The organism is Bradyrhizobium algeriense (assembly GCF_003062295.1).
Taxonomy (GTDB): Bacteria; Pseudomonadota; Alphaproteobacteria; order Rhizobiales; family Xanthobacteraceae; genus Bradyrhizobium; species Bradyrhizobium algeriense.
On sequence record NZ_PYCN01000003.1, the window covers coordinates 696,316 to 717,788 of the forward strand.

Below are 21,473 nucleotides of genomic sequence, written 5' to 3' on the forward strand. Positions count from 1 at the left end.
ATCAGCTCCTTCGGCCCGCACCGCGACTGGCCGCTTGATGTTTAACCGCATCGAGCGTGGCCGGCTCGATGACACCGGCACGCTCTGTGATGACCGCGTATTGCTCCGGCCGCCGGTGCGCGGCGAAATTGAACATCTTGTCCTTGCCCTGGCGGCAAAGATCGAGGTCGAGGTCTGCGACCACAATTTCGTCCACGAGCGTTTGCGCTTCGGCGACGATCCGGCCGTTGGGATCCACGATGCAGGAGCCACCGATCAGCCCGGAGCCATCCTCGCTCCCCGCCTTGGCGACCGCGATCGCCCAGGTGGCGTTCATGTAGGCATTGGCCTGGGTAACCAGCTTGGAATGGAAGGTGCGCAGAGCCGCGTCTTCGGAGACACCGCCGTTTGGATCGTAAGCGGCTGAGTTGTAGCCGACGCAAACCAGTTCGACGCCCTGCAGGCCCAGCACGCGCCAGGCTTCCGGCCAGCGGCGATCGTTGCAAATCATCATCCCCATGATGGCGTGGCTCCAGTCCGGTCCTGCCCGAAAGGCAGGAAATCCCAGATCGCCATATTCGAAATAGCGCTTTTCAAGCTGCTGATAGGCTGCGCCGGCACGCGGCTCGACCGAGCCTGGCAAATGCACTTTGCGATAGCGCCCGAGAATTTCGCCGCAGCGATCGACCAGGATCGAGCAATTGAAGCGCTGACCGTCCGATGTCAGCTCGGCGTAACCGACATAGAAGCCAATGCCGAGTGCCCGAGCGCGGTCGAACAAGGGCTGCACGGCCGGATTTGGCATGCCGCGCTCGAAGTAATGATCGAGTGCGTCGCCCTCGATAAGCCATCGCGGGAAGAAGGTCGTGAACGCCAGTTCGGGAAAAACGACCAGTGTTGCAGCGCGCGCAGCCGCCTCCTCCAGCAACGCCAGCATCCGGCCAAGCGTATGCTCCCGCGAGTCCGCTTTTTGCGTCGGCCCCATCTGAGCAGCGGCCGCGCGGAGAACTCGAACCAACGTTGCCTCCAATCTGTGCGGATTGCTTACTCAAGAGGCGGATGATCCCGCTCCGATAGCGCTCCGATGCAGGGGTGATTACGCGGAAGCGCAGCCCTAAACGCAATCACTCGTGCTATGATATTTTCAGTGAGACAATAACCGGTAGTTATATGAACCTGCGCCAATTGGAGATCCTGCGAGCGGTTATCCGGCATCGGACCACGGTCGCGGCGGCGGACGAACTGGCGCTGTCGCAACCGGCGATCAGCAATGCGCTGAAGGCGATGGAGGCGCAGGCGGGTTTCGCCTTGTTCGAGCGCGTCAACAACCGGCTGTTCCCGACATCAGAGGCGATGGCGCTTTACAAGGAAAGCGAGGCGATCTTTGCGCTCCACGCCAAACTCGAAAATCGCGTGCGCGACTTGAGGGAGTGCCGCTCGGGGCTTCTTTCGATCGTGGCGACGCCGCCGCTGGCCTACAGCATTATTCCACACGCTTTGTCGGACTTCCTGCGCCGCCGTCAGCAGACGCGCGTCTTTTTCGATGTACGGCGTTACGAAGGAATCATCGACGGTGTGTCGAGCAGGGTCGCCGAGCTCGGCTTCGCGCTCGGGCTGTCGCATCACCCCGGCATTGCGCATGAGGTGGTTCACACCGGCGAAATGGTCTGCGTCCTGCCGCCGAACCATCCGCTGGCTGAACGGTCGGTCATTTCCGCTTCCGACCTTGTCGGCCTGCCCTTCATCGGGCTGGAGCGCGGCACGCGGTTGGGCGAAGCCGTGCGCGAGAGCTTTGCGCAGGCCGGCGCGCCGTTCCAGCCGACCGTCGAGGTGCGCTACTGCAATACGGCCTGCGTGCTCGCGGCCGCCGGCGTGGGCGCGGCGGTCGTCGATCCGTTTTCACCGCGCCAGGCTGGCGGCCAGGGCCTGATCGTTCGGCCTTTCACGCCCAAGACCGTGGCCGTGGCCTATATGCTGTGGTCCGAGGCGGAGCCGCTATCGCGTCTGGCCAAGGCGTTCCTGAATGAAGTCCGGCAGGCGAGCCGGTCCCTGGACCAAGGTGCCTCTTGAGCGTTGCGCGGCCCGAGGCTGCTCGGGCTCGTTGCTTACAGCGCCATGGCGGCAGCGTTGTTCGACACGTCCGTCTTCCGCATCATCATCCGCGCAATCGCCTCGCCAATCACCACCGTGGTGAAATGGGTGTTGGCGCGGCAATCGGACGGCATGATCGAAGCGTCCGCCACGCGCAGCGCGGCGATTCCTTTCACGGTGCCATCCGGATTCACCACGCCATTGGCGTCGTTGAAGCCCGCCATGCGACAGGAACCGGCGGCATGCTGAATGTCGCCGGTTTCGCGGCGGAGCAGCGCTTCGAGCTCCCCATTCGGCAGTGAAGCGGCCTGCGGCAGCGTCAGGTCGGTATCGATCAGGCGAATCCAGTCGCTGATTTCAGCCAGCGCCGGCTGGGTGGTGAGCACGGCCAGTCGCTTCACCGCGTCGACCATGCGCAGCAGGTCGCGGTCGTCGGCAAGCATGTTTTCTTCGACGATCGGGTCGATCGAAGCGTCGGTCGAAGCCAGCTTCAAATGACCGCGCGAGTAGGCGTTGAACAGACCAGCGCCGATGGCGCCGGGGGTGCCGATGCCGCGGTGGTTGAAGGCAATCAGGATCATGTCGCGCTTGCCGCCATCCGCAAGCCCGGACGAATACGTCACGCAGCAGTTGGTATGACGCGTATCCGGGTCCCTCGGCCGAAACTCTTCGCGCAGCTGTATGGTGGCGCGAAACAGCGGATGGTCGAAGAAGTGCTTGCCGACCGGCAGGTCGCGCTCGACTGCGATGCCCATCGCCTTCAGTTCGTCGGCGGGGCCGATGCCCGAACGCAGCAATATCGCCGGGCTGTGGATGGCGCCGGCGCACAGCACGATCTCGCGCGCGCTGATTTCCAAACTGCCCTGCCCTTCGATGTGAACCAGTACGCCGGTGGCCCGGCCATCCCTGATCAAGAGGCGATCGACCAGCGCATGCCCCCGGATTTCCAGGTTGGCGCGGCCGCGCGCCGGCTCCAGATAGGCTTCATTGGTGGTGATGCGGCGGTTGTCGCGGCTGTTGATCGGATAGCACGCGACACCCTCGCCATCCGGTCCGTTGAGGTCAGCACACCACGGATACCCCGATGCCAGCGCGGCGTCGCGGAGCCCACGGTCGATCGGGCCCCACTTCTCCGGCGGCGCGCGATAGACCGGCAACGGTCCACCACGGCCATGGCCCGCGCTGTCGCCGAACTCGAAATCATCCTCGATGACCGAGAACAGCGGCATTATCTCTTTTGCCGACCAGCCGGTGCAGCCACCGGCCGCCCAGTCGTCGAACGCGTCCGCGACGCCGCGGATGGCGATCTGGCCGTTCATCATCGAACTGCCGCCGAGGCCCTTGCCGCGCCAATAGAAGCGCGCCTCCTGTCCCGCCACCCGGCGGGTCAAAAGATTCGGCCACTGCCATTTCTCCTGATATTCGCGCTTGTGAATGATCGGGATCGGGTTCGGCGTGCGGACTTCCCAGGGCGCCTCGTCGGCGCGCCAGTCAAGGCCGGCTTCCAGCAGCAGCACGCGCCTGGCGGGGTCCTCGGACAGCCGGGCGGCAACCGCGGCGCCGGCAGAGCCGCCGCCGACTACAATGACGTCATACATGGCGTTACTTCTCGATGTTCCAGAAAATCGGAATCGCCGACGGTATCAAACCGCGCAGATTGGCGCGATAGGCAGCCGGCTGGGCGAACTGCCCCCACGGAATGCCCGGAGCCTGATCGTACATCACAGTCTGAATCTCCGCAGCGATCTTCTTGCGATCTTCCTCGGCGGGTGCTTTGGCGAAGGCATCCAGCAGCGGCGCGATGCGCGGGTCGCATTGCCAGCCTGTGAAGTCGACGCAATTGAACGCCACCATGACGTTCGTAAGCGGCGAGGCCAGATCGAAGCCGCCGGCGTGAACGCCATAAACGCTCCAGCCTTCCTTCTTGGTACGGCGCGCCAGCACCGAGGCCCAATCCATCACCTGCAGATCGACGTTGAAGCCGGCCTGCTTCAGCTTCTCTGCAAGAACCTGCGCCGAAATGCGCGGCGCCTCAAGGTCACTCGCCTGCATCACAATGATGGGCTCGCCGGCGTATTTCGTCGCCTTGAGTGCCGCGCGCGCCGCCTCGATGGATGGGTTCGCTGCAGCGTCGGTCCCGGCCTTGCTGTCATAGGTGGTGCCGCAGGTGAAGAATGTTGCGCAAGGTGTGGCGTATTTGGCATCAAGGCCCAACCCGTCCAACACCTCGCGCTGATCGACCAGCTTCCACAGCACGCGCCGGATCGCCGGATCGTCGAACGGCTTCTGCGCGGCGTTGAGGCGATAGGCGCCAGCAAACATGTTGCCTCCGGTGAAGTTCACGACCTTCACCTTGGCATTCTTTTCGAGGACCGGCAGCAGATCGAACGGCGCGTACTGCATGAAATCCACCTCGCCGGTCTGCAGCGCGGATGCGGCGGTGGAACCGTCGGGGATGACGCGAATTTCCAGCGTGTCGACGTTGACGCGCTTGCCACCGGCCAGGAAGTCGGCAGGTTCGGAACGCGGCACATAATCGGCGAATTTCTTCAGGATCATGCGATCGCCGGTGCGGTGATCAGCCTTGCTATAGACAAACGGTCCGGAGCCCACGATTTCGGTGATGCGTTGATCGGCGGGCGTCTTGGCGACGCGCTCGGGCATCATGAAGGCGACGGGGCTCACGGGATTACCGAGCGCGTCGATCACCAGACCCGACGGCTCTTTCAGCGTCAGCACGAAAGTTTTGGCATCACTCGGTTCGAGCGACGCGGTGATGGCGAAGATTCGCCGGCCGAGTGCGTTGCGCTGGCCCCAGCGTCGCAGCGACGCTACGCAGTCCGCGGATGTGACCGGCCCGCCGTCATGCCATTTCAGGCCGTCGCGCAGCGTGAACGTGTAGATCAGTCCGTCAGGCGAAACCTTCCAGTCCTGCACCATCTGCGGCTTGACTTCGCCTTTGGCGTCCTTTGCGAACAGGGTGTCGAACACCATGAATCCGAAGGTTCGCGAGATATAGGCCGGCGTAAAATGCGGATCGAGCGTGGCGATTTCCGCTTCCAGCACCGCGACAAGATTGCCGCTGGCATAGGCCGGCGTAACCGCCGGAGCCGCGATAAGCGCGAGCGAAAACATCGCGGGGATGAAAGCCTTCAATTTGGACATGGGTGCCTTTTCAGGTTCGTGAGCAGAGTCTGGGAGGATTTGGAACGGGATAATGCACCTCGCGAGCAGTTGCTCTTTCAAGCAATGTCCATGCCGCAGGGGCTGCGCTGCTCATGTCACAGCGACTACCTGATGCGCGTTTGATCACATGCGCGGTGATAGCGACGCCGCGCCAGGAATGTCGCGGCGAGACTGAGCCAACTCAACGACGTCACTCAAACAAGCAATCTTTGGTCAGTTGCGCGAATTTTGAGCGCGGATTGTTCAAAAATGCTGCGCATCCACCCGTTGACGGCCTCCCTTCCAAGTCTCAAAATTAAAAACTCTGTTCCATTTTCCGGAACTATTCGGAAAGCCTGTTCAAGACCATGAGCGCCCTCGACAACGCCATCGAAATCCTGCGCTGCTTCGCGCCGCATCAACCGGAGATCAGCAATGCCGACGTGATCAGGCTCACCGGCAAGCCGAAGAGCTCGACGTCACGGCTGCTGCGTCAGCTCAAGGAATGTGGACTGCTGGAGCAAGACGCCTTGACCCGCCGCTATCGGCCGGGCCTGCTGGTGTTCGAACTCGGCCGCTTGCATCGGACTCAAAATGATTTTGTGGCCCTCGCCGAGCAGCGGCTGCGCGCGGTCTGCGCCAAGACCGGCCATACCGGCTACATCTCGGTGCTCGACGGCGCCGAACAGGTCGTGCTGCGCGTTGTCCCCGGATCCAATCCGCTTCAGGTGGTGACGCCGCCGGGTGTACGCGCGCCGGCCTTCGCGACATCCAACGGCCGCGCCATGCTTGCGCGCCTCAGCGACGCAGATATTCGCGCCCGCATGCCGAAACCGTTGCCTGCCATCTCGCCGTCTGCGCCGCGGAATCTGACGGCGCTGATGGCGCGTATCGCCGAAATCCGCCGCACCGGCTATTCCGAAGCCAGCAATGAATCCTTGCCGGGCGTAGGCTCGCTGGGTTTCGCACTCACCCGTCGCGACACCAATGAAACGATCGGGGTCGCCGTATCCTATCCGAGCCAGCTGACCTCAGCTGAAGAGCGCGCGAAGCTTTGGCAAGCTTTGCGTGCGATGGCGGTCGACCTCGGGCGGCTCTTCGATGATCCGATATGGCTCGCGCTGGATAGCGCCACACCCATACGCAAGGCCGCAGCAAGATGAATGCGGCTCGCGCGGGCATCACGCCTATCGCCTGGCTGATCGCGCCGAGCGCGCTGCTGTTCGCCCTGTTCTTCTTCCTGCCGATGGGGCTGATGGCCATGATCAGCCTGCTCACCGGCAATCCGGTCGTGCAGGCAAACGTCGATTTCACGACCAAATATTATCGGAGGATTCTCGACGACACTTATTATTTCGAAGTGATCTGGACCACGCTGCGGATTGGCCTGCTCACCACGCTGGCGGCCTTGCTGATCGGCTACCCGCTGGCCCATTTGATGGCACGTGTTCGTGGCCGCACAGCCTATGCCATGCTGATGATGGCGGTATTGACGCCGATGCTGACGGGCATTGTCGTCCGCACCTTCGCCTGGATGGCGCTGTTGTCGGACAAGGGCGCGATCAACCAGGCCTTGATCGGCCTCGGCCTGATCTCGAAACCGCTGCCGCTGATGTACAACGAATTCAGCATCGTGCTGGGCCTGACGCATATCTACGTGCCCTACATGGTTCTGACCCTGGTCGGCGTCATCGGGCGGATCGACGAGCGGCTGGAGCATGCGGCGCAAAATCTTGGTGCCTCGCCGCTCCGCGCTTTCCTCGAAGTGACGCTGCCCCTGAGCCTGCCGGGCATCCTGGCCGGCTCGCTCCTGGTCTTTGCGCTGGCCATCAGCGCCTATGTCACCCCGATCCTGATGGGCGGCTTCCAGATCATGACGCTGCCCATGCTGATCTACCAGCAGATCTCCTCAAGCTTCAATGTCGGCTTTGCCGCGGCGCTCGGCATGGTGCTGCTGACCATCTCGCTGGTTCTGGTCATTGCCTATAACCGCATCCTCGGGCTGGTCTCCGGCCAGCGCGATCTGCAGTGAGGCAGCCAATGATCACCGCACCGTCCACCCCTCGCCTTACCCTTCGCCTGGGCCGCTTCTGCTACCTGGCCCTCAATGTCGCGGTGTTGGCTTTCCTGCTGGCACCGATCGCCATCGTCTTCGTATTCGCCCTCAATCCGACCCCCTATATCCAGTTTCCGCCGGTTGGCGTTTCGTTGCGCTGGTTCGAAAAATTCTTCGCCTCGCGCGATTTCATGAATGCTTTGTGGTTGAGCCTTGAGGTCGCCGCGATGACGACCATCGCCGCGACCCTGTTCGGCGCCAGCGCCGCGCTCGCCTTGGCGCGCGGGGGACTGCCCGGCTCGCGCGTCATCACCGCGATCATGTTGTCTCCGCTGATGCTGCCGGCGATCCTGACCGGCCTTGCGCTGTTCCAATCCTACGTCCTGCTGGATGTCGGCCGCCCGCTCTGGGGACTGGTGCTCGGCCATACCCTGGTATCGATTCCCTATGTGGTGCGCACCACGCTGGCGGTTCTGCAGAACTTCGATACCCGCCTGGAAGAAGCTGCGCGCAACCTCGGCGCCGGTCCCTTGCGCACCTATTTCGAGGTGACGCTGCCGTTGACCAAACCCGGCGTTATGGCGGGAGCCGTGTTCGCCTTCATCGTCTCCTTCGACCAGTTTCCGGTATCGCTTTTCCTGGTCTCCCCGGGCCGCGAAACCCTGCCGATCACGTTGTTCAACTATCTGAAGTTCGATCTTGACGGAACGATCGGCGCCGCCTCGGTGGTCTCGATTCTGCTCGCCGTGCTCGTCGTCTTCGGGCTCGATCGCACGGTCGGGCTCAGGTCCTACGCCAAGCTGTGACTGTCATCTCCTGAGAAAGGATCGTCCCATGACCATGACCCGACTGCCGCTGAACCGACGTCAGTTCCTCGCCACCAGCGCCGCCGCCGGCATCGGCGTGATCGCCGCTCCCCACATCGCCCGCGCCGATGCAGCGACGCTGCGCATCACCGGATGGGGTGGCAAATGGGGACAAACCATGTCGAGCGAGTTGATCCCCGCCTTCGAGAAGGAGTTCAAGTGCAAGGTCGAGACGGACTCGGCCTTTCCATACCTGCCCAAGCTCCAGGCCAGCCCACGTTCAGCGCCGGTCTATGACGTGCTGCACACCAATTCCAACGAGCAATGGGCTGCGCTGGAGATGGGGATCGTCGAAGCCAAGATCGACGCCAAGCAGGTCCCGAATATCGCCGACGTCTATCCTTACGCGGTCAGCGACAAGATGGTCGGCGTCTGCATCTTCACCAGCGCCATCGGCCTCGGCATGCGCACCGACAAGGGCTACGGCAAGGTCTCGTCCTGGAAGGACCTCTGGGACCGTGCCTATGACGGCGTGCGCGGCGGCTATGTCATTCCGGTGAACAGCCTCGGCCAGGCCTTCCTGATGATGAGCGGCGCGCTCTTTGGCAAGGGCATGACCGATCTCGACGCCGCCTATGCGGCGATGGAAAAGCTGAAGCCGGTCAAGCTGGTCGACTTCACCGGCACGATGGAAAAGATGATCCTTTCAGGCGAAGTGGGCCTTGCGGTGATCCATGATTCCGGCATCCTGCGCTATGACGGCCAGAACCAGCCGACCACCTTCGTCGCGCCGTCCGAGGGCGTTCTCTCACTGGAGCAAGTCCTCACGCTCACGCCGGGCACCAAGGTTCGCGAACTCGCCAACGCCTATGTGAATTACATGCTGCGCCCGAGCGTGCAGAAAACGCTGGCCGAGTCGGTCTGGTATTCACCTGCCAACAGCAAGGTGAAGCTCGACGACAAGTACAATGAAAAACTTCTGACCACGCCGGAGAAGGTCGCCAAGCTGATCCAGCCCGACTGGAAATGGTACAACGCGCGCAAGGACGAGATCGATTCCCGCGTCAACCGCATCTTCCGCGCATGAGCGCCCGTATCGACATTGTAGGCGTCACCAAGACCTATGACGGCAACACGCGCGCCGTCGATGCCGTCGATATGAGCATTCGAGAGGGAGAATTCTTCTCGCTGCTGGGGCCCTCCGGCTGCGGCAAGACGACGACACTGCGCATGATAGCCGGCTTCGAGACGCCGACCGAAGGCGTCATCGAGGTCGGTGGGGTCGATGTCACCCATGTGCCGGCACACAAGCGCGACATGGGGATGGTATTCCAGAACTATGCGCTGTTTCCGCATCGCACGGTCGGCGAAAACGTTGCCTTCGGCTTGCGCATGCGCGGCATGGAGCGCACCACGATTGCCCGCAAGGTCGCGGATGCGTTGGCACAGGTGGAACTTGTCGGATACGAGGACCGCCGCCCCGGTCAGCTCTCCGGGGGCCAGCAGCAGCGCGTCGCTTTGGCCCGCGCCATTGTGATCGAGCCGCGGGTATTGCTTTGCGACGAACCGCTCGGCGCGCTCGACAAGAAGCTGCGGCAAGCGATGCAGTTCGAACTGAAGCAGCTGCAGCGCAAACTCGGCCTGACCATGGTCTTTGTCACCCACGACCAGGAAGAAGCGCTCGCCATGTCCGACCGGATCGCCGTGATGAATGCCGGCAAGGTCGAGCAGATCGGCGCCCCGTCCGATATTTACGACCGGCCAAGCACGCGCTTCGTCGCTGATTTCATCGGTGACACCAACCTGTTCCGCGGCGAGGTGATCCGCGATGGAGGGGGCGGTTCCGTCTTGCAGGTCGACAAGGGTCTGTCGATCGAGCTTGCCGCCCCGCCAGAGGCGACCGGTGCGGTTTCAATCGCGCTTCGGCCGGAAAAGATCAGTCTGGCCACCCCGTCCGCGCGAACCGGACATGGCCTCGATGGTGTCGTCGAGAGCGCTAATTTCCAGGGCGGCTCGGTGCTTTACCGCATCGAGACGGCCGGCGGCAGGCGCGTGCTCGCGCAACAACCCAACAATGGCTCACTTGAGCTGTTTCAAGCCGGCGCTGCCGTGGCCCTGCGCTGGAAACCGTCCGACATCGTGATCTTGAGGGATTGATATCATGCAACAACAACGCATGGGCGTGGTCGTTATCGGCCAGAGCCCGCGGCCTTCCGTCGTGAACGAAATCGCAGCGGTGCTATCACCCGGGCTGGAGATCGATCTGCGCGGGGCGCTCGACGGCATGACGCGCGCCGAGATAGACGCGATTCCGCCGAGCGACGGCCACGACGCCCTGTTCACCCTGCTGCCGGATGGCGACAACGTCACTATCAGCAAGAAGGCGGTCGAGGTCCGGGCGGCGATCCAGATCGAGAATTTCGCGCGCGAGGGCGTCAAGGTCGCCATGCTCGCCTGCACCGGTAAATTTCCAAATCTTGCGCCGAACGGCCTGGTGATCCTGCCCTCGGCCGTGCTGCACCATATGGTCGAGGCGGTTTTTCCGAAGGGACGTCTCGGAATCTTCTCGCCGCTGCCGGAACAGACGGCGCTGATCGCCGGAAAATGGCAGCGACCAGACGTCGAGATTGTCGGCGTGACGTTGCGGCCGGGTTCCGATGCCGGAGCCGTCGATGAGGCCGCTCGGAAAATGGCGGCCCTGTCGCCGGATCTCGTCGTGATGGATTGCATGAGCTACACGCGCGCCAACAAGGCGCGTGTACGCCAGAGCTATGGCGGGCCGGTCATCCTCGCCATCGCCGCCGCCGCACGTGCCGTCGAGGAGCTGGTCGCATGAATGAGCCAGCCCTAACCGAAATCACGCTTGCGGATATTGAATCCCTCGCCGTCGGCGCCTGGATTCTCGGCACCGGCGGCGGCGGCAGCCCCTATCTGGGCCTGCTCAACCTGCGCCGGCTTTACGCGGAAGGCCATCGCGTGCAGTTGATGTCGCCGCTGGATCTCGATGATGACGATCGTGTCGCGGTCGTTTCCAACATGGGGGCGCCGCTGATCGGCCAGGAGCGCCTGGCTGACAGCCGCAACATCGCCCGCGCAGTTGAGATGCAGGAGGAATTCGGCGGTTTCAAATTCCGCGCCGTGATGTCGGTCGAGATCGGTGGCGGCAACGGCACGCAGGCGCTGATGGCCGCCGCCCATCTCAATATACCCGTCGTCGATGCCGATTGCATGGGGCGCGCCTTCCCCGAGGCGCAGATGACTTCGGTGGCGATCGGCGGGCTGCGACCCTACCCTTGCACGCTGTACGATCCGCGCGGCATCGAAGCGATTGTCACGAAAGTGCCAAGCTGGAAATGGATGGAGCGGGCCAGTCGCAAGATCTGCGTCGAGATGGGCTCGATCGCTTCGACCAGCAAGGCACCCCGCACCGGCCGGGAAGTGAAGGATTGGGGCATTCACTTCACGACCACTGCCGCGATCCGGATCGGCCGGCTGGTGCGCGAAGCCAACCGCCTGCACACCGATCCGATCGCAGCCCTGCTCGAAAGCGAAGGCGGCAAGCGGCTCTTCACCGGCAAGGTAGTCGATGTCGCCCGCCGGACGACGGAAGGCTTTCTGCGCGGCTCCGTCGCGATCGAGGGCATTGATGACGACCGCGGCTCGCGGCTGGAACTCTCGTTCCAGAACGAGTGGATCGTCGCCTGGCGCGAAGGCAAGGCTGTTGCGATGTCACCAGACCTGATCTGCGTGCTCGAGAGCGTCTCGGGCCATGCGGTCGGCACCGAGACGGTCCGCTACGGCCAGCGTGTCACCGTGGTGGCCCTGCCCGCTCCCGCCGTCCTGACGAGCCCGCGCGGCCTCGAATTCGTCGGGCCCCGCGCCTTTGGCTACGACCTGGATTTCCGTTCCGTTTTCGAAGAGCGCGCTGGCGCTGGAGTGTAGCTTGATGCGACGCATTGGAATTGACGTCGGCGGCACCAATACCGACGCCGTGCTGCTGGATGGCGACAAGGTGGTTTTCGCTGTCAAACGTCCCACCACGAAGGATGTGACATCCGGCATCCTCGACGCCCTGAAGGCGTTGCGCGCCGATCCCGCCGCGCGGGGGCCGGTCGACGCGGTCGTGATCGGAACCACGCACTTCATCAACGCCGTGGTCCAACGCCGGAATTTGATGAAAGTCGCGGCCATCCGGATCGGCATGCCGGCCAGCGCTTCGCTGCCACCATTCTGCGATTGGCCGCAGGACCTCGCCGAAGGCGTGCGCGGCGAGATTTTCATGCTCGAAGGCGGCCACGACTATGACGGCCGACCGATCGTACCTTTCGACACCGCCGGCATGCGCGCGGCCGCACGGCGCATCGGCGATATCGGGCTGCGCTCGGTGGCGGTCTCGTCGATCTTTTCGCCGCTCGATCCGAGCTGCGAAATTGCGGCACGCGATATCCTGCAGGAGATCTGCCCGGACGTCGCCGTGACTTTGTCGCATGATCTTGGACGGATCGGTCTACTTGAACGCGAGAATGCGGCGCTTCTCAATGCGGTGCTGCACGACCTCGCCGTCGAAACGGTGGCCGCCTTCCGCAAGGCGACCGCCCAAAGTGGCATCGACGCCCCGCTGTTCCTCACCCAAAACGACGGCACGGTGATGCAGGCTGAAACCGCCATCGCCTTTCCCGTGATGAGCTTTGCCTCCGGGGCGACCAACTCGATGCGCGGCGCGGCGCACCTGTCCGGGCTGGAAGACGCTCTGGTCGTGGACGTCGGCGGCACAACAAGCGATATCGGCCAATTGCGCCATGGATTTCCGCGCGAGGCGAATGCGGTCGTCGAGATCGGCGGCGTGCGCACGCTGTTCCGCATGCCGGACCTGCTGTCGATCGGTCTCGGTGGCGGCAGCCATATCGACCCAGCATCGACGAGGGTCGGCCCGCTCAGCGTCGGCTACCGTCTGACGCAGGACGCGCTTGTCTTCGGTGGCGCACAGTTGACCGCGACCGATATCGCAGTCGCCGCCGGACTGCTCGATGTCGGCGATCGCTCCCGCGTCGCGTCGATCTCGAAGGATATGATCGCCGCGGCGCTCGCCGACGCCACGCGGCAGCTCGAAGAAAATATCGACCGCATGAAAACCGAGGCCGGCGACGCGCCCCTGATTGCGGTAGGCGGCGGCGCCTTCCTGGTGCCCGAAAAGCTCGCCGGCGTTTCGCAGATCATCCGGGTTCCCTTCGGCGATTGCGCCAATGCTGTCGGCGCAGCGATTGCCCGCGTCAGCGGCGAGGCCGATCAGGTCTTCCGCGATCTCGCACGCGACGAGGCCATTGCGGCGGCGTTGGAAATCGCTGAACGCAAGGCTATCAACGCGGGCGCCGATCCCGGCAGCCTGAAGACAATCGAGATCGAGGATATGCCGATCGCTTACCTGCCGGGCAATTCACTGCGCGTCCGCGTCCGGGTTGCCGGCGCGCTCAACCGGATCGAAGCCAGCCGGGAGGTCGCCTAAGCGACGGCTCGCACTAAAGATCATTGACACGCTGCACGCCGATGGCAGCCATCCCTGCCCAGGCGGCGTCGAGCGAGCCCGCGAGATCGATTGCCTTGCATCCGGCCTCAACAAGCACGGTGTCGAAGCCGAGCCGGCGCGCATCCACGGCGGAATAGTGGACGCAAAAATCGGTGGCGAGCCCGGCGAGGAAGACTCGCTGCAAGCCGCGGTCGCGCAAGTAACCCGCCAGACCGGTAGGCGTGCGCCGATCGTTTTCAAAAAATGCAGAGTAAGAATCGATTTCGGGACGGAAGCCTTTCCGAATTATCAGCTCTGCGCGGTCGACCGCGAGTTCCGGATGAAACGCCGCCCCGGCGGTGCCCTGGACGCAATGATCGGGCCAAAGCGTTTGCTGACCATATGGCATAGCGACACTTTCGAAGGGGCTCGCTCCCGGATGCGACGTGACGAAAGAGCTGTGGCCTGGCGGATGCCAGTCCTGGGTCAGCACCACATGATCGAAGCGTTCGGCGAGGCGATTGATGACTGGCACCACGGCATCGCCATCGGCGACGGCAAGCGCGCCGCCAGGGCAGAAATCGTTCTGCACGTCGATTATCAGCAACAAATCATCGGTGCCTGGTCGGATCTGCATTCTGGACCTGCGATTGTCTTGATCGCCAAACTCTAGCGCAAGACAAGCGTTTTCCAAAGCAAGCCACCATGGAAAGCAAGGCTAATTTATAATCGCGGAACACCTTTCTGCCGTGCTCACCCTGGAAAGCCGGTGTGCCAATCGGGGTCGGTCGCGGCAGTCTTCCGCGGCGTGGGGGCGGTTATCCGTAGAGAAGTTTGGGCAGGATCGTGACGATGCCCGGAAAAAGCGTCAGCAGCAGCACGAAGCCGACCATGATGATCAGGTAGGGTGCCGTCACGCGCGCGATATAGCCGAGCCCGTCATCCGTCAGGCCCTGGATAACGAACAGGTTGAAGCCGACAGGCGGCGTGATCTGCGCCATCTCGACGGCAAGCACGAGGAAGATTCCGAACCAGATCTCATCGAAGCCCGAGGCCTTCACGATCGGCAGCACGATCGGCAACGTCATCACGATCATCGAAAAGCCGTCGAGGAAACAACCGAGGACAAGGTAGAAGCCGATCAGCACGACGATCAGCATGAAGGGCGACAGGCCAAGGCCTTTCACAAACGCGGCCACGGATTGCGGGATGCCGAGGAACGCCGCGGCGTTCCCCAGGATCGACGCGCCGAGCACGATCAGCGCGATCATCGAGCAGGTGACCACCGACCCGATGACCACATCGCGCATCACCTGCTGCGACAACGATCCCTGGCCCCAGGCGACGAGCGCGGCGCCGAGTACGCCGACCGCAGCCGCCTCCGACGGCGTCGCAAGGCCGCCATACATCGAGCCGAGCACGCATGCGATCAGAAACAAAGCCGGTGCAAGGTCCTTCAGCGCGGCGAAGCGTTCACGCCAGGGGACCAGCGCAAGCTTCGCCTCGGCCTCCGGCACCAGCGTCCGGTTCAGGGTGGTATGCAGCATCACCCAGGCCATGAAAGTCCCCGCCAGCAGCAGGCCCGGCAGGACTCCGGCGGTGAACAGCTTCAGGATCGAGACGTCGCCGAGTACGCCATAGATGATCATGATGTTCGAGGGCGGAATCAGAAAGCCAAGCGTGCCGGCGCCTGCGAGCGAGCCAATCGCGATATCCCTGGAATAACCCCGGCGCAGCAGTTCGTTGAGCGACATGCGGCCAATCACTTGCGTCGTCGCCGCCGACGAACCCGAGATCGCCGCGAAGATCGTGCAGCCGATCACGTTCACATGCAGCAGACGTCCTGGCAGCAGTCCGGCCCACGGCGCCAGCCCCTGAAACAGCGATCGCGACAACTTGGTGCGGAACAACAGCTCGCCCATCAGGATGAACAGCGGCAAAGCCAGCAGCTCCTGCGTGGTCAGGATGTTCCAGGCGTATTGCGGAAGCAGCTTGTCGAGCGGGATCGACCGGAACATCGCAAGCAGCAAGGTCGCGGTGAGTGCAAGGGTCAACCCGATCCAGAGGCCCCCCGCCAGCAGCGCGAACAGAATGGCGAACAGGCTGACGACTTCGATACTCATGAAACTCGCTTTCCGGCGGCAGGAGCGGCGGCGCTGGCCTTCGTTGCGCGCGTGGTCATTCGACGGGCGAAGCCTTCATGCGATGATCTTCGAGCGGCAGCCCGAGCGCCGCCTGGATGGCGCGCGCCAGAAATTGCAGCGTCAGCAGCAGCATCCCGAAGGTGACGACGGCTTGCGGAAACCACAGCGGCGTGTCGCTTGCCGTCGACAGCTGCCCGCGCGTGAAGGACCCCCAGGCGAACTTGACCATCGCCGAGGTCAGGAACGCCATGAAGACGAAGCCGGCGAACGCCGAGAGGATCTCCAGCGCACGCCGGACCGGCGCCGGTACGTTCTTCAAGAGCAGCACGACACGGATATGGCCGCCGACACGCAGCGTCATGGCCGCGCCGAAGGTGAAGGAGGCCGCCATTAGATAGGAGGAATACTCCCAGGCGATCGAGATGCTCGGAGGAAAGAACGGCAGGAAATTCGACAGCAAGCGCGTCGCGACCTCGGCAAGCATCAGCAGCGTCAGCGCCAGCAGGCAGCCGCCGCCGATCCAGCCGTCGAGCCGGCCGAGGCGATCGATCGCGTCGAGCAGGATGCGCAGCGGCGCCGGCGCCGCTGCGTTGAGGCTTTCCGGCGGAGCAGGCAGCACGCTCACCACGGCCACGCTCCTAGCGCTTGATTTCGGCGAGATAGGCCCGCACCGGCTTGTCCGCCGCCGGCACGCGCTTGAGGAACGCCTCCAGCAGCGGCGCGGTCCGGGCGCGGATATCCGTCATCATCGCATCCGTCACCGGCACGACCTCCATGCCGCCCTCCTTGAGGCGGTTGAGGCTGTCGACGTCGGCCTTGAGCGAATTGGCCCAGAAATCCGGCTCCATCTTCGCGGCGATGCCGGCGACCAGCTTCTGCTGATCTGCGCTCAAAGCCTTCCAGGAATCGAGATTGACGGTCACCATCTGCGACGACCACACATGGTTGGTCGGATAGATGTACTTCATGAACTCCCAGAACTTGCCGTCGACGCCGGATACCGCCGAGGTCGAAACCCCGGCGACCGCGCCCGACGCTAGCGCCGGAATGGTCTCGCCCCAGGGAATCATGACCGGCGCCATGCCGACCGCGTTCAGCATGTCGACGGCGTTCTTGTCGGGCACGCGTATCTTGATGTTCTTCAGCCCCTCGATGCCCCCCACCTTCACCTTGAGGTGAAGATATTGCGTCGGCCAGGGCACGATATAAAGGATCTTCTGATTGTTGCGCTCGGCGACCTTGTCGTATTCGGGTCGCACATATTTGTGCAGGATCTTCAGCTCGTCCATGGAGACGGCGAGAAACGGAATGCTTTCGACGCCCATGAAGGGCTCGTCGCCAACCTGCTGGATATTGAGCACGTCGGCAAGCGGAACCAGACCATCGCGCACGGCGCGCAGATGTTCCGGCCCCTTGAATCCGAGCTGGCCGCCGGCCTTCACCGTAATGTTGACGCTGCCGTCGGTCTGCTTCTTGACCGCATCGGCGAAAGCCTTGGCGTTATGGGTGTGGAAATTGCCGTCGGGCCACACCGTCGACAGGTCCCAGCTTGCCGTTGCCGCCGTGGCGCGCGTCGAGAGATGGCCGGCGGCGAGCATCGTCGCTGCTCCCGTTGCGAAAGTCCGTCGCGTAATCATCCGTTCTCTCCGTCATATTGGAATTGAAGTGCTGCGCCGCCGCTGGACGCGTCAGCCCGCGAAACCGTAAACCACAACCGCATTCTCGCTGGACACGAGGCCGCCTTCGATGTCATCGCGCACGCTTTCCGGCGCGCGCTCCCCGGGGTCGCCGATCCCGGCGCCGCCGGGCGTCATCACCACCAGCCGATCGTCCGGCGGCACGGTCTGAAAACCCTTGCCGCGCAGCTTCTGTCCCGACTTCAGTCCGACATAGCCGGCTTCGCCGTCACGGCCGCCATCACGGCCGCGGGGCGGATGATCGATGCGGTCGAAGGCTGCCAGAATGTCGAACGGAGCATCCACGCCGCTGCCGACTTCGATGATCTGGCCGAGACCTCCGCGCGTGCGGCCGGCGCCGCCCGAATCCGGACGCAGCTCCTTGCGCCAGAAGATCAACGGCGTCTGCGTCTCTGCGATCTCGACCGGCGTGCCGCGTACGCCGCTGGGATAGGCCGTGGCCGACAAACCATCCTTGGCAAAACGCGCGCCGGTGCCGCCGTTGCTCGTCACCGCCATCGAGAATCCGTAATTGCCGCCGGCGCCGCTGCGCGTCTGTCCGCGCACATTCAGATTCCACAGGCAGGATGTTCCTTCGGCCGGCACCCGCTCGGGAATGATTTGACGCAGGCAGCCGAACACCACGTCGGGCAGCATCTGGCCGATGACATGGCGCGACGCCACCGGCGCCGGCTTCGGCGCATTGAGGATCGAGCCCTCGGGTGCGGCGACGGTCAGCAGCGAGAGCGACCCTGCATTGTTCGGAATCTGCGAGGCGACCACGCAGCCGAGGCCGAACACGGTGTAAGCGGTGGTATAGGAAAGCGGCACATTGATGCCGAACTTCGAGGCGCCCGAGGTACCGTCGAAGTCGACGTGAATGCCCCGCTCCGATATCGTCAGCGTCGCCGCGAGCGTGACCGGCGCATCATAGCCGTCGACGACCATGCTGTTGCGCCAGACGCCCTTCGGCAGCTTGGCGATCTCGGCGAGCACAGCCTCCCGCGAGCGGTCACAGATGAAATCGCCAAGCGTATCGAGCGAAGAGATTTCGAATTCGCGCATCATCTCGACAAGGCGCTGGCAGCCGACATCGTTGCAGCCGGCCAGCGAATAGGTGTCGCCCTCGGTGTCGATCGGCAGACGCGTGTTGCTGCGGATCATCGCCATCAGCGTTTCATTGACGACGCCCTGATCGATCAACTTCAGCATCGGGATATAGAGCCCCTCCATGAAGACGTCGGTGGCATCAGGCCCGAAACCGATACCGCCGATATCCATCAAATGGCTGGTGCAGGAAAACAGCGCGACCGCCTTGCCGTCCTTGAAGCAAGGCGTGGTGACGACGAAGTCGTTGAGGTGGCCGGTCCCCATCCAGGGATCGTTGGTGATGTAGGCGTCGCCCGGCTTCATCGTCTCGATCGGGAAATGCGCGATGAAATGCTTGACCGACTCGGCCATGGAATTGACGTGGCCCGGCGTACCCGTCACCGCCTGCGCCAGCATGCGGCCCTTGAGGTCGAACACACCGGCTGAGAGGTCGCCACATTCGCGCACGATCGGGCTGAAGGCCGTGCGCAGCAGCACCTGCGCCTGCTCTTCGACCACGGCGATCAGCCGGTGCCACATGATCTGCAGATCGATTAGGCTCGCGCCGCTTGACTCATTCATGGTCATGCCGCCTTCCGTTCCATGACGATGCTGCCGGCACCGTCGATATGGGCGTCGAAGTTCGTCGAAACGAATGTCGATGTCTCGTCTTCCGCAATCACAGCGGGTCCTGCGATGGTCGCTCCCGGCGCCATCTGGTCGCGGTGGTACAGCGGAATCTCGACGACCATCCCCGCGCGGCCATCGAAAAACTTGCGGCTGCCCGCGGCTTTTCCGGCCGGCTTGCGCGTCACCTCGGCAACGCGCAACGGATTGCGCGGCTCGGTGGTCGCGAGCACCGACCAGCTCAGCACCTCGATCGCAGCCCCCGGAATCGACCGCTCGAATAACGCCGCATAATCCGTCTCGAAGGCCTGGCGCAGGCCTTCGAGATCCGCTGCCGTCAACCGCCGGTTCGGCAGCTCGACCGTGATCTCGTGTCCCTGCCCGACGTACCGCATGAAGGCGGCGCGGCGTTCGCGCACGGGTGCACCGGCGGCGCCGGGCTCGACCAGGGCGCGCGCCTCGGTCGCCATCTCATCCAGCAGGTCCGACACAGCCGTGACATCGAACGCATCGAGCCTGGCATGACGGCTGCGCACCAGCTCATAGGCGATGGGCGCGGCAAGAAATCCGACAGCCGAGCCGACGCCGGCATTGGACGGTACGATCACGCGCGAGACGCCGATCTTCTCGGCGACGCGGGCCGCATGCAGCGGCGCGGCGCCGCCGAAGGCGATCAGAGTGTGCTGGCCGACGACGGCGCCACGCTCGACCGCATGCACGCGGGCGGCGCTCGCCATGTTCTCGCACACGACCTCATGCACGGCGTAGGCCGACGTTTCCGCCGACAGTCCCAGCGGTTCGCCAATGTCGCGCAATAAAGCCTGTCTGGACAGTTCGGGGTCAAGCTTGATCGTCCCACCTGCAAATGCGTCCGGATCGATCTTGCCGAGCGCGACGTCCGCATCCGTCACGGCGGGGCGTTGACCGCCGCGGCCGTAGCAGGCCGGTCCCGGCTCGGATGACGCGCTCTCGGGGCCGACGGTGACGCGCTTCAAGGCGTCGACCCGTGCGATCGAGCCGCCGCCGGCGCCGATCTCGACCATCTCGATCACGGGAATACGCACCGGCAGGCCCGACCCTTTCAGGAAGCGGGCGGCGCGATCGACCTCGAACACGCGCGAAGTTTCGGGCTGGTACTTTTCGATCAGACAGATCTTCGCGGTAGTGCCACCCATATCGAAGGACAGCACCCTGCTCTCGCCGAGACGCGCCGCGATCTGCGCCGCAAAAATCGCGCCGCCCGCCGGCCCCGATTCGACCAGGCGCACCGGAAAGCGCCGCGCCGTCTCGATCGAAGTGACGCCGCCACCCGAGGTCACGAGATAGATGGCGCCGCGAAACTGCTCGGCCTGCAGCCCCTCGGCCATGCGCGCGAGATAACCGTCGATCAACGGCTGCACATAGGCATTGGCCACCGCAGTCGAGGTCCGCTCGTATTCGCGAATTTCAGGGCACACCGCCGACGACAGCGTTACCCAGACGCCCGGCATTTCCTCTTTCAGGATCGCGGCGGCGCGCCGTTCATGCTCGGGATTGGCATAGGAGTGCAGGAAGGCGAAAGCGACGCTTTCCACTTTCTGCGCGCGCAGTTCGGGCACCAGTGCACGCACGGCGGCTTCGTCGAGCGGCAACCTCACGGCGCCCTGTGCGTCGATGCGCTCGGGGACCGTGAAACGCAGGGCGCGCGGCGCCAGCGGTTTCGGCTTGTCGATCGCAAGGTCGTATTGATCGTAGCGGCTCTCGGTACCGATATCGAGCACATCGCGGAAACCTTGCGTTGCGACAAGCGCCGTCTTCGCTCCGCGGCGCTCAATGATGGCGTTGGTCGCGAGCGTCGTGCCGTGAATGAAGACGTCGATATCGCATATGTGGGCGCGCGCATCGGCCAGAATGAGACGCATCCCGTCCAGCACCGCTTGCTCCGGTCGCGTGGGCGTCGTCAGCACCTTGCGCGTTCTGCGATCCTGACCCACATCCAGGACGATATCCGTGAACGTGCCTCCGATATCGACGGCAAGCCGCACTTCGGCTCCCTCAAGCATTCCAAAACCTCCGCGTGCTGGCCGACGAACTGTAGCCAAATGTTCAGCAATTTCCATGCCATTGACTGCGCCCGCGGAGACATGCCCAGCTATTTTGCCGGGTACCTATGCAGCGCACCTTCGACGAACTCGCGCTGCCTGGTCCAGCAACTGCAACCACATTTGGCTGATTTTGTTGAAAAACTCGGCTGTTGAAGCCGAAGGAGATCGCTGATTCATTTCCCCTTAGTGGGTGGAGATTTGAATCGATGATGGGTCCTCGGCAGGTCGACCAGGCGGCACTGTTTTACGAGTT

At 63.5% G+C, this 21,473-nt stretch carries 18 protein-coding genes; 9 read left to right on the plus strand and 9 right to left on the minus strand.

What is annotated here, in order from left to right; genetic code table 11:
* Position 1: 1 nt before the first annotated feature.
* Complete coding sequence (locus C7G61_RS10840) at positions 2-997, minus strand: N-carbamoyl-D-amino-acid hydrolase (RefSeq protein WP_108514040.1); 996 nt, start codon at positions 995-997, stop codon at positions 2-4.
* Between the two features lie 152 nt (positions 998-1,149).
* Here C7G61_RS10840 and C7G61_RS10845 point away from each other — a divergent pair, with 152 nt between their 5' ends.
* Positions 1,150-2,049 carry a LysR family transcriptional regulator gene (locus C7G61_RS10845; protein ID WP_108514041.1) on the plus strand — a complete coding sequence of 300 codons (900 nt, stop codon included), beginning with the start codon at positions 1,150-1,152 and terminating at the stop codon, positions 2,047-2,049.
* A 35-nt stretch (positions 2,050-2,084) separates the two neighbouring features.
* On the opposite strand, the gene C7G61_RS10850 is transcribed toward C7G61_RS10845, so the two are convergent.
* Both C7G61_RS10850 and C7G61_RS10855 read right to left on the minus strand, forming a co-directional pair.
* Entirely contained in the window at positions 2,085-3,668 is a 1,584-nt protein-coding gene (locus C7G61_RS10850) for a GMC family oxidoreductase (RefSeq protein WP_108514042.1), read from the minus strand.
* Positions 3,669-3,672: 4 nt separating this feature from the next.
* Positions 3,673-5,235 (minus strand): ABC transporter substrate-binding protein, encoded by a 1,563-nt coding sequence (locus tag C7G61_RS10855; RefSeq protein WP_108514043.1) that lies wholly within the window; start codon positions 5,233-5,235, stop codon positions 3,673-3,675.
* Positions 5,236-5,603: 368 nt separating this feature from the next.
* On the opposite strand from C7G61_RS10855, the gene C7G61_RS10860 reads away from it, so the two are divergent.
* Genes C7G61_RS10860 through C7G61_RS10895 form a run of 8 tightly spaced genes read left to right on the plus strand, consistent with a single transcriptional unit; the run spans position 5,604 to position 13,600 of the window.
* Positions 5,604-6,398: an IclR family transcriptional regulator gene (locus C7G61_RS10860; protein ID WP_108514044.1), complete on the plus strand. Its 795-nt coding sequence runs from the start codon at positions 5,604-5,606 to the stop codon at positions 6,396-6,398.
* A complete protein-coding gene (locus C7G61_RS10865; RefSeq protein ID WP_108514045.1) occupies positions 6,395-7,267 on the plus strand; it encodes an ABC transporter permease in 873 nt (290 codons plus the stop codon). Before C7G61_RS10860 ends, C7G61_RS10865 begins: the two co-directional genes overlap by 4 nt.
* Before the next feature lie 8 nt (positions 7,268-7,275).
* On the plus strand, positions 7,276-8,097 hold the full coding sequence (locus C7G61_RS10870) for an ABC transporter permease (RefSeq protein ID WP_108514046.1): 822 nt from the start codon (positions 7,276-7,278) through the stop codon (positions 8,095-8,097).
* A gap of 28 nt (positions 8,098-8,125) precedes the next feature.
* A complete protein-coding gene (locus tag C7G61_RS10875; RefSeq protein ID WP_108514047.1) occupies positions 8,126-9,184 on the plus strand; it encodes an extracellular solute-binding protein in 1,059 nt (352 codons plus the stop codon).
* A complete protein-coding gene (locus C7G61_RS10880; RefSeq protein WP_108514048.1) occupies positions 9,181-10,254 on the plus strand; it encodes an ABC transporter ATP-binding protein in 1,074 nt (357 codons plus the stop codon). The genes C7G61_RS10875 and C7G61_RS10880 overlap by 4 nt, the downstream gene beginning before the upstream one ends.
* A gap of 4 nt (positions 10,255-10,258) precedes the next feature.
* On the plus strand, positions 10,259-10,933 hold the full coding sequence (locus tag C7G61_RS10885; protein ID WP_244608240.1) for an AroM family protein: 675 nt from the start codon (positions 10,259-10,261) through the stop codon (positions 10,931-10,933).
* A complete protein-coding gene (locus C7G61_RS10890; protein WP_108514050.1) occupies positions 10,930-12,039 on the plus strand; it encodes a DUF917 domain-containing protein in 1,110 nt (369 codons plus the stop codon). Before C7G61_RS10885 ends, C7G61_RS10890 begins: the two co-directional genes overlap by 4 nt.
* A 4-nt stretch (positions 12,040-12,043) precedes the next feature.
* On the plus strand, positions 12,044-13,600 hold the full coding sequence (locus C7G61_RS10895) for a hydantoinase/oxoprolinase N-terminal domain-containing protein (protein WP_108514115.1): 1,557 nt from the start codon (positions 12,044-12,046) through the stop codon (positions 13,598-13,600).
* A gap of 13 nt (positions 13,601-13,613) precedes the next feature.
* Here the strand turns inward: C7G61_RS10895 and pncA are convergent, their stop codons facing one another.
* From pncA to C7G61_RS10925, 6 genes are all read right to left on the minus strand, one after another.
* Entirely contained in the window at positions 13,614-14,237 is a 624-nt protein-coding gene (gene pncA / locus C7G61_RS10900) for a bifunctional nicotinamidase/pyrazinamidase (RefSeq protein WP_108514051.1), read from the minus strand.
* A 181-nt stretch (positions 14,238-14,418) separates the two neighbouring features.
* Positions 14,419-15,723 (minus strand): TRAP transporter large permease, encoded by a 1,305-nt coding sequence (locus C7G61_RS10905; RefSeq protein WP_108514052.1) that lies wholly within the window; start codon positions 15,721-15,723, stop codon positions 14,419-14,421.
* 55 nt (positions 15,724-15,778) lie between these two features.
* The gene (locus C7G61_RS10910; protein WP_108514116.1) at positions 15,779-16,372 is read right to left on the minus strand and encodes a TRAP transporter small permease subunit; all 594 of its coding nucleotides are present in this window, start codon (positions 16,370-16,372) and stop codon (positions 15,779-15,781) included.
* Between the two features lie 10 nt (positions 16,373-16,382).
* A complete protein-coding gene (locus C7G61_RS10915) occupies positions 16,383-17,381 on the minus strand; it encodes a TRAP transporter substrate-binding protein (RefSeq protein WP_108514053.1) in 999 nt (332 codons plus the stop codon).
* A gap of 51 nt (positions 17,382-17,432) precedes the next feature.
* Complete coding sequence (locus C7G61_RS10920) at positions 17,433-19,091, minus strand: hydantoinase B/oxoprolinase family protein (RefSeq protein ID WP_108514117.1); 1,659 nt, start codon at positions 19,089-19,091, stop codon at positions 17,433-17,435.
* 2 nt (positions 19,092-19,093) lie between these two features.
* Entirely contained in the window at positions 19,094-21,178 is a 2,085-nt protein-coding gene (locus C7G61_RS10925) for a hydantoinase/oxoprolinase family protein (RefSeq protein WP_108514054.1), read from the minus strand.
* Positions 21,179-21,473: the final 295 nt, after the last annotated feature.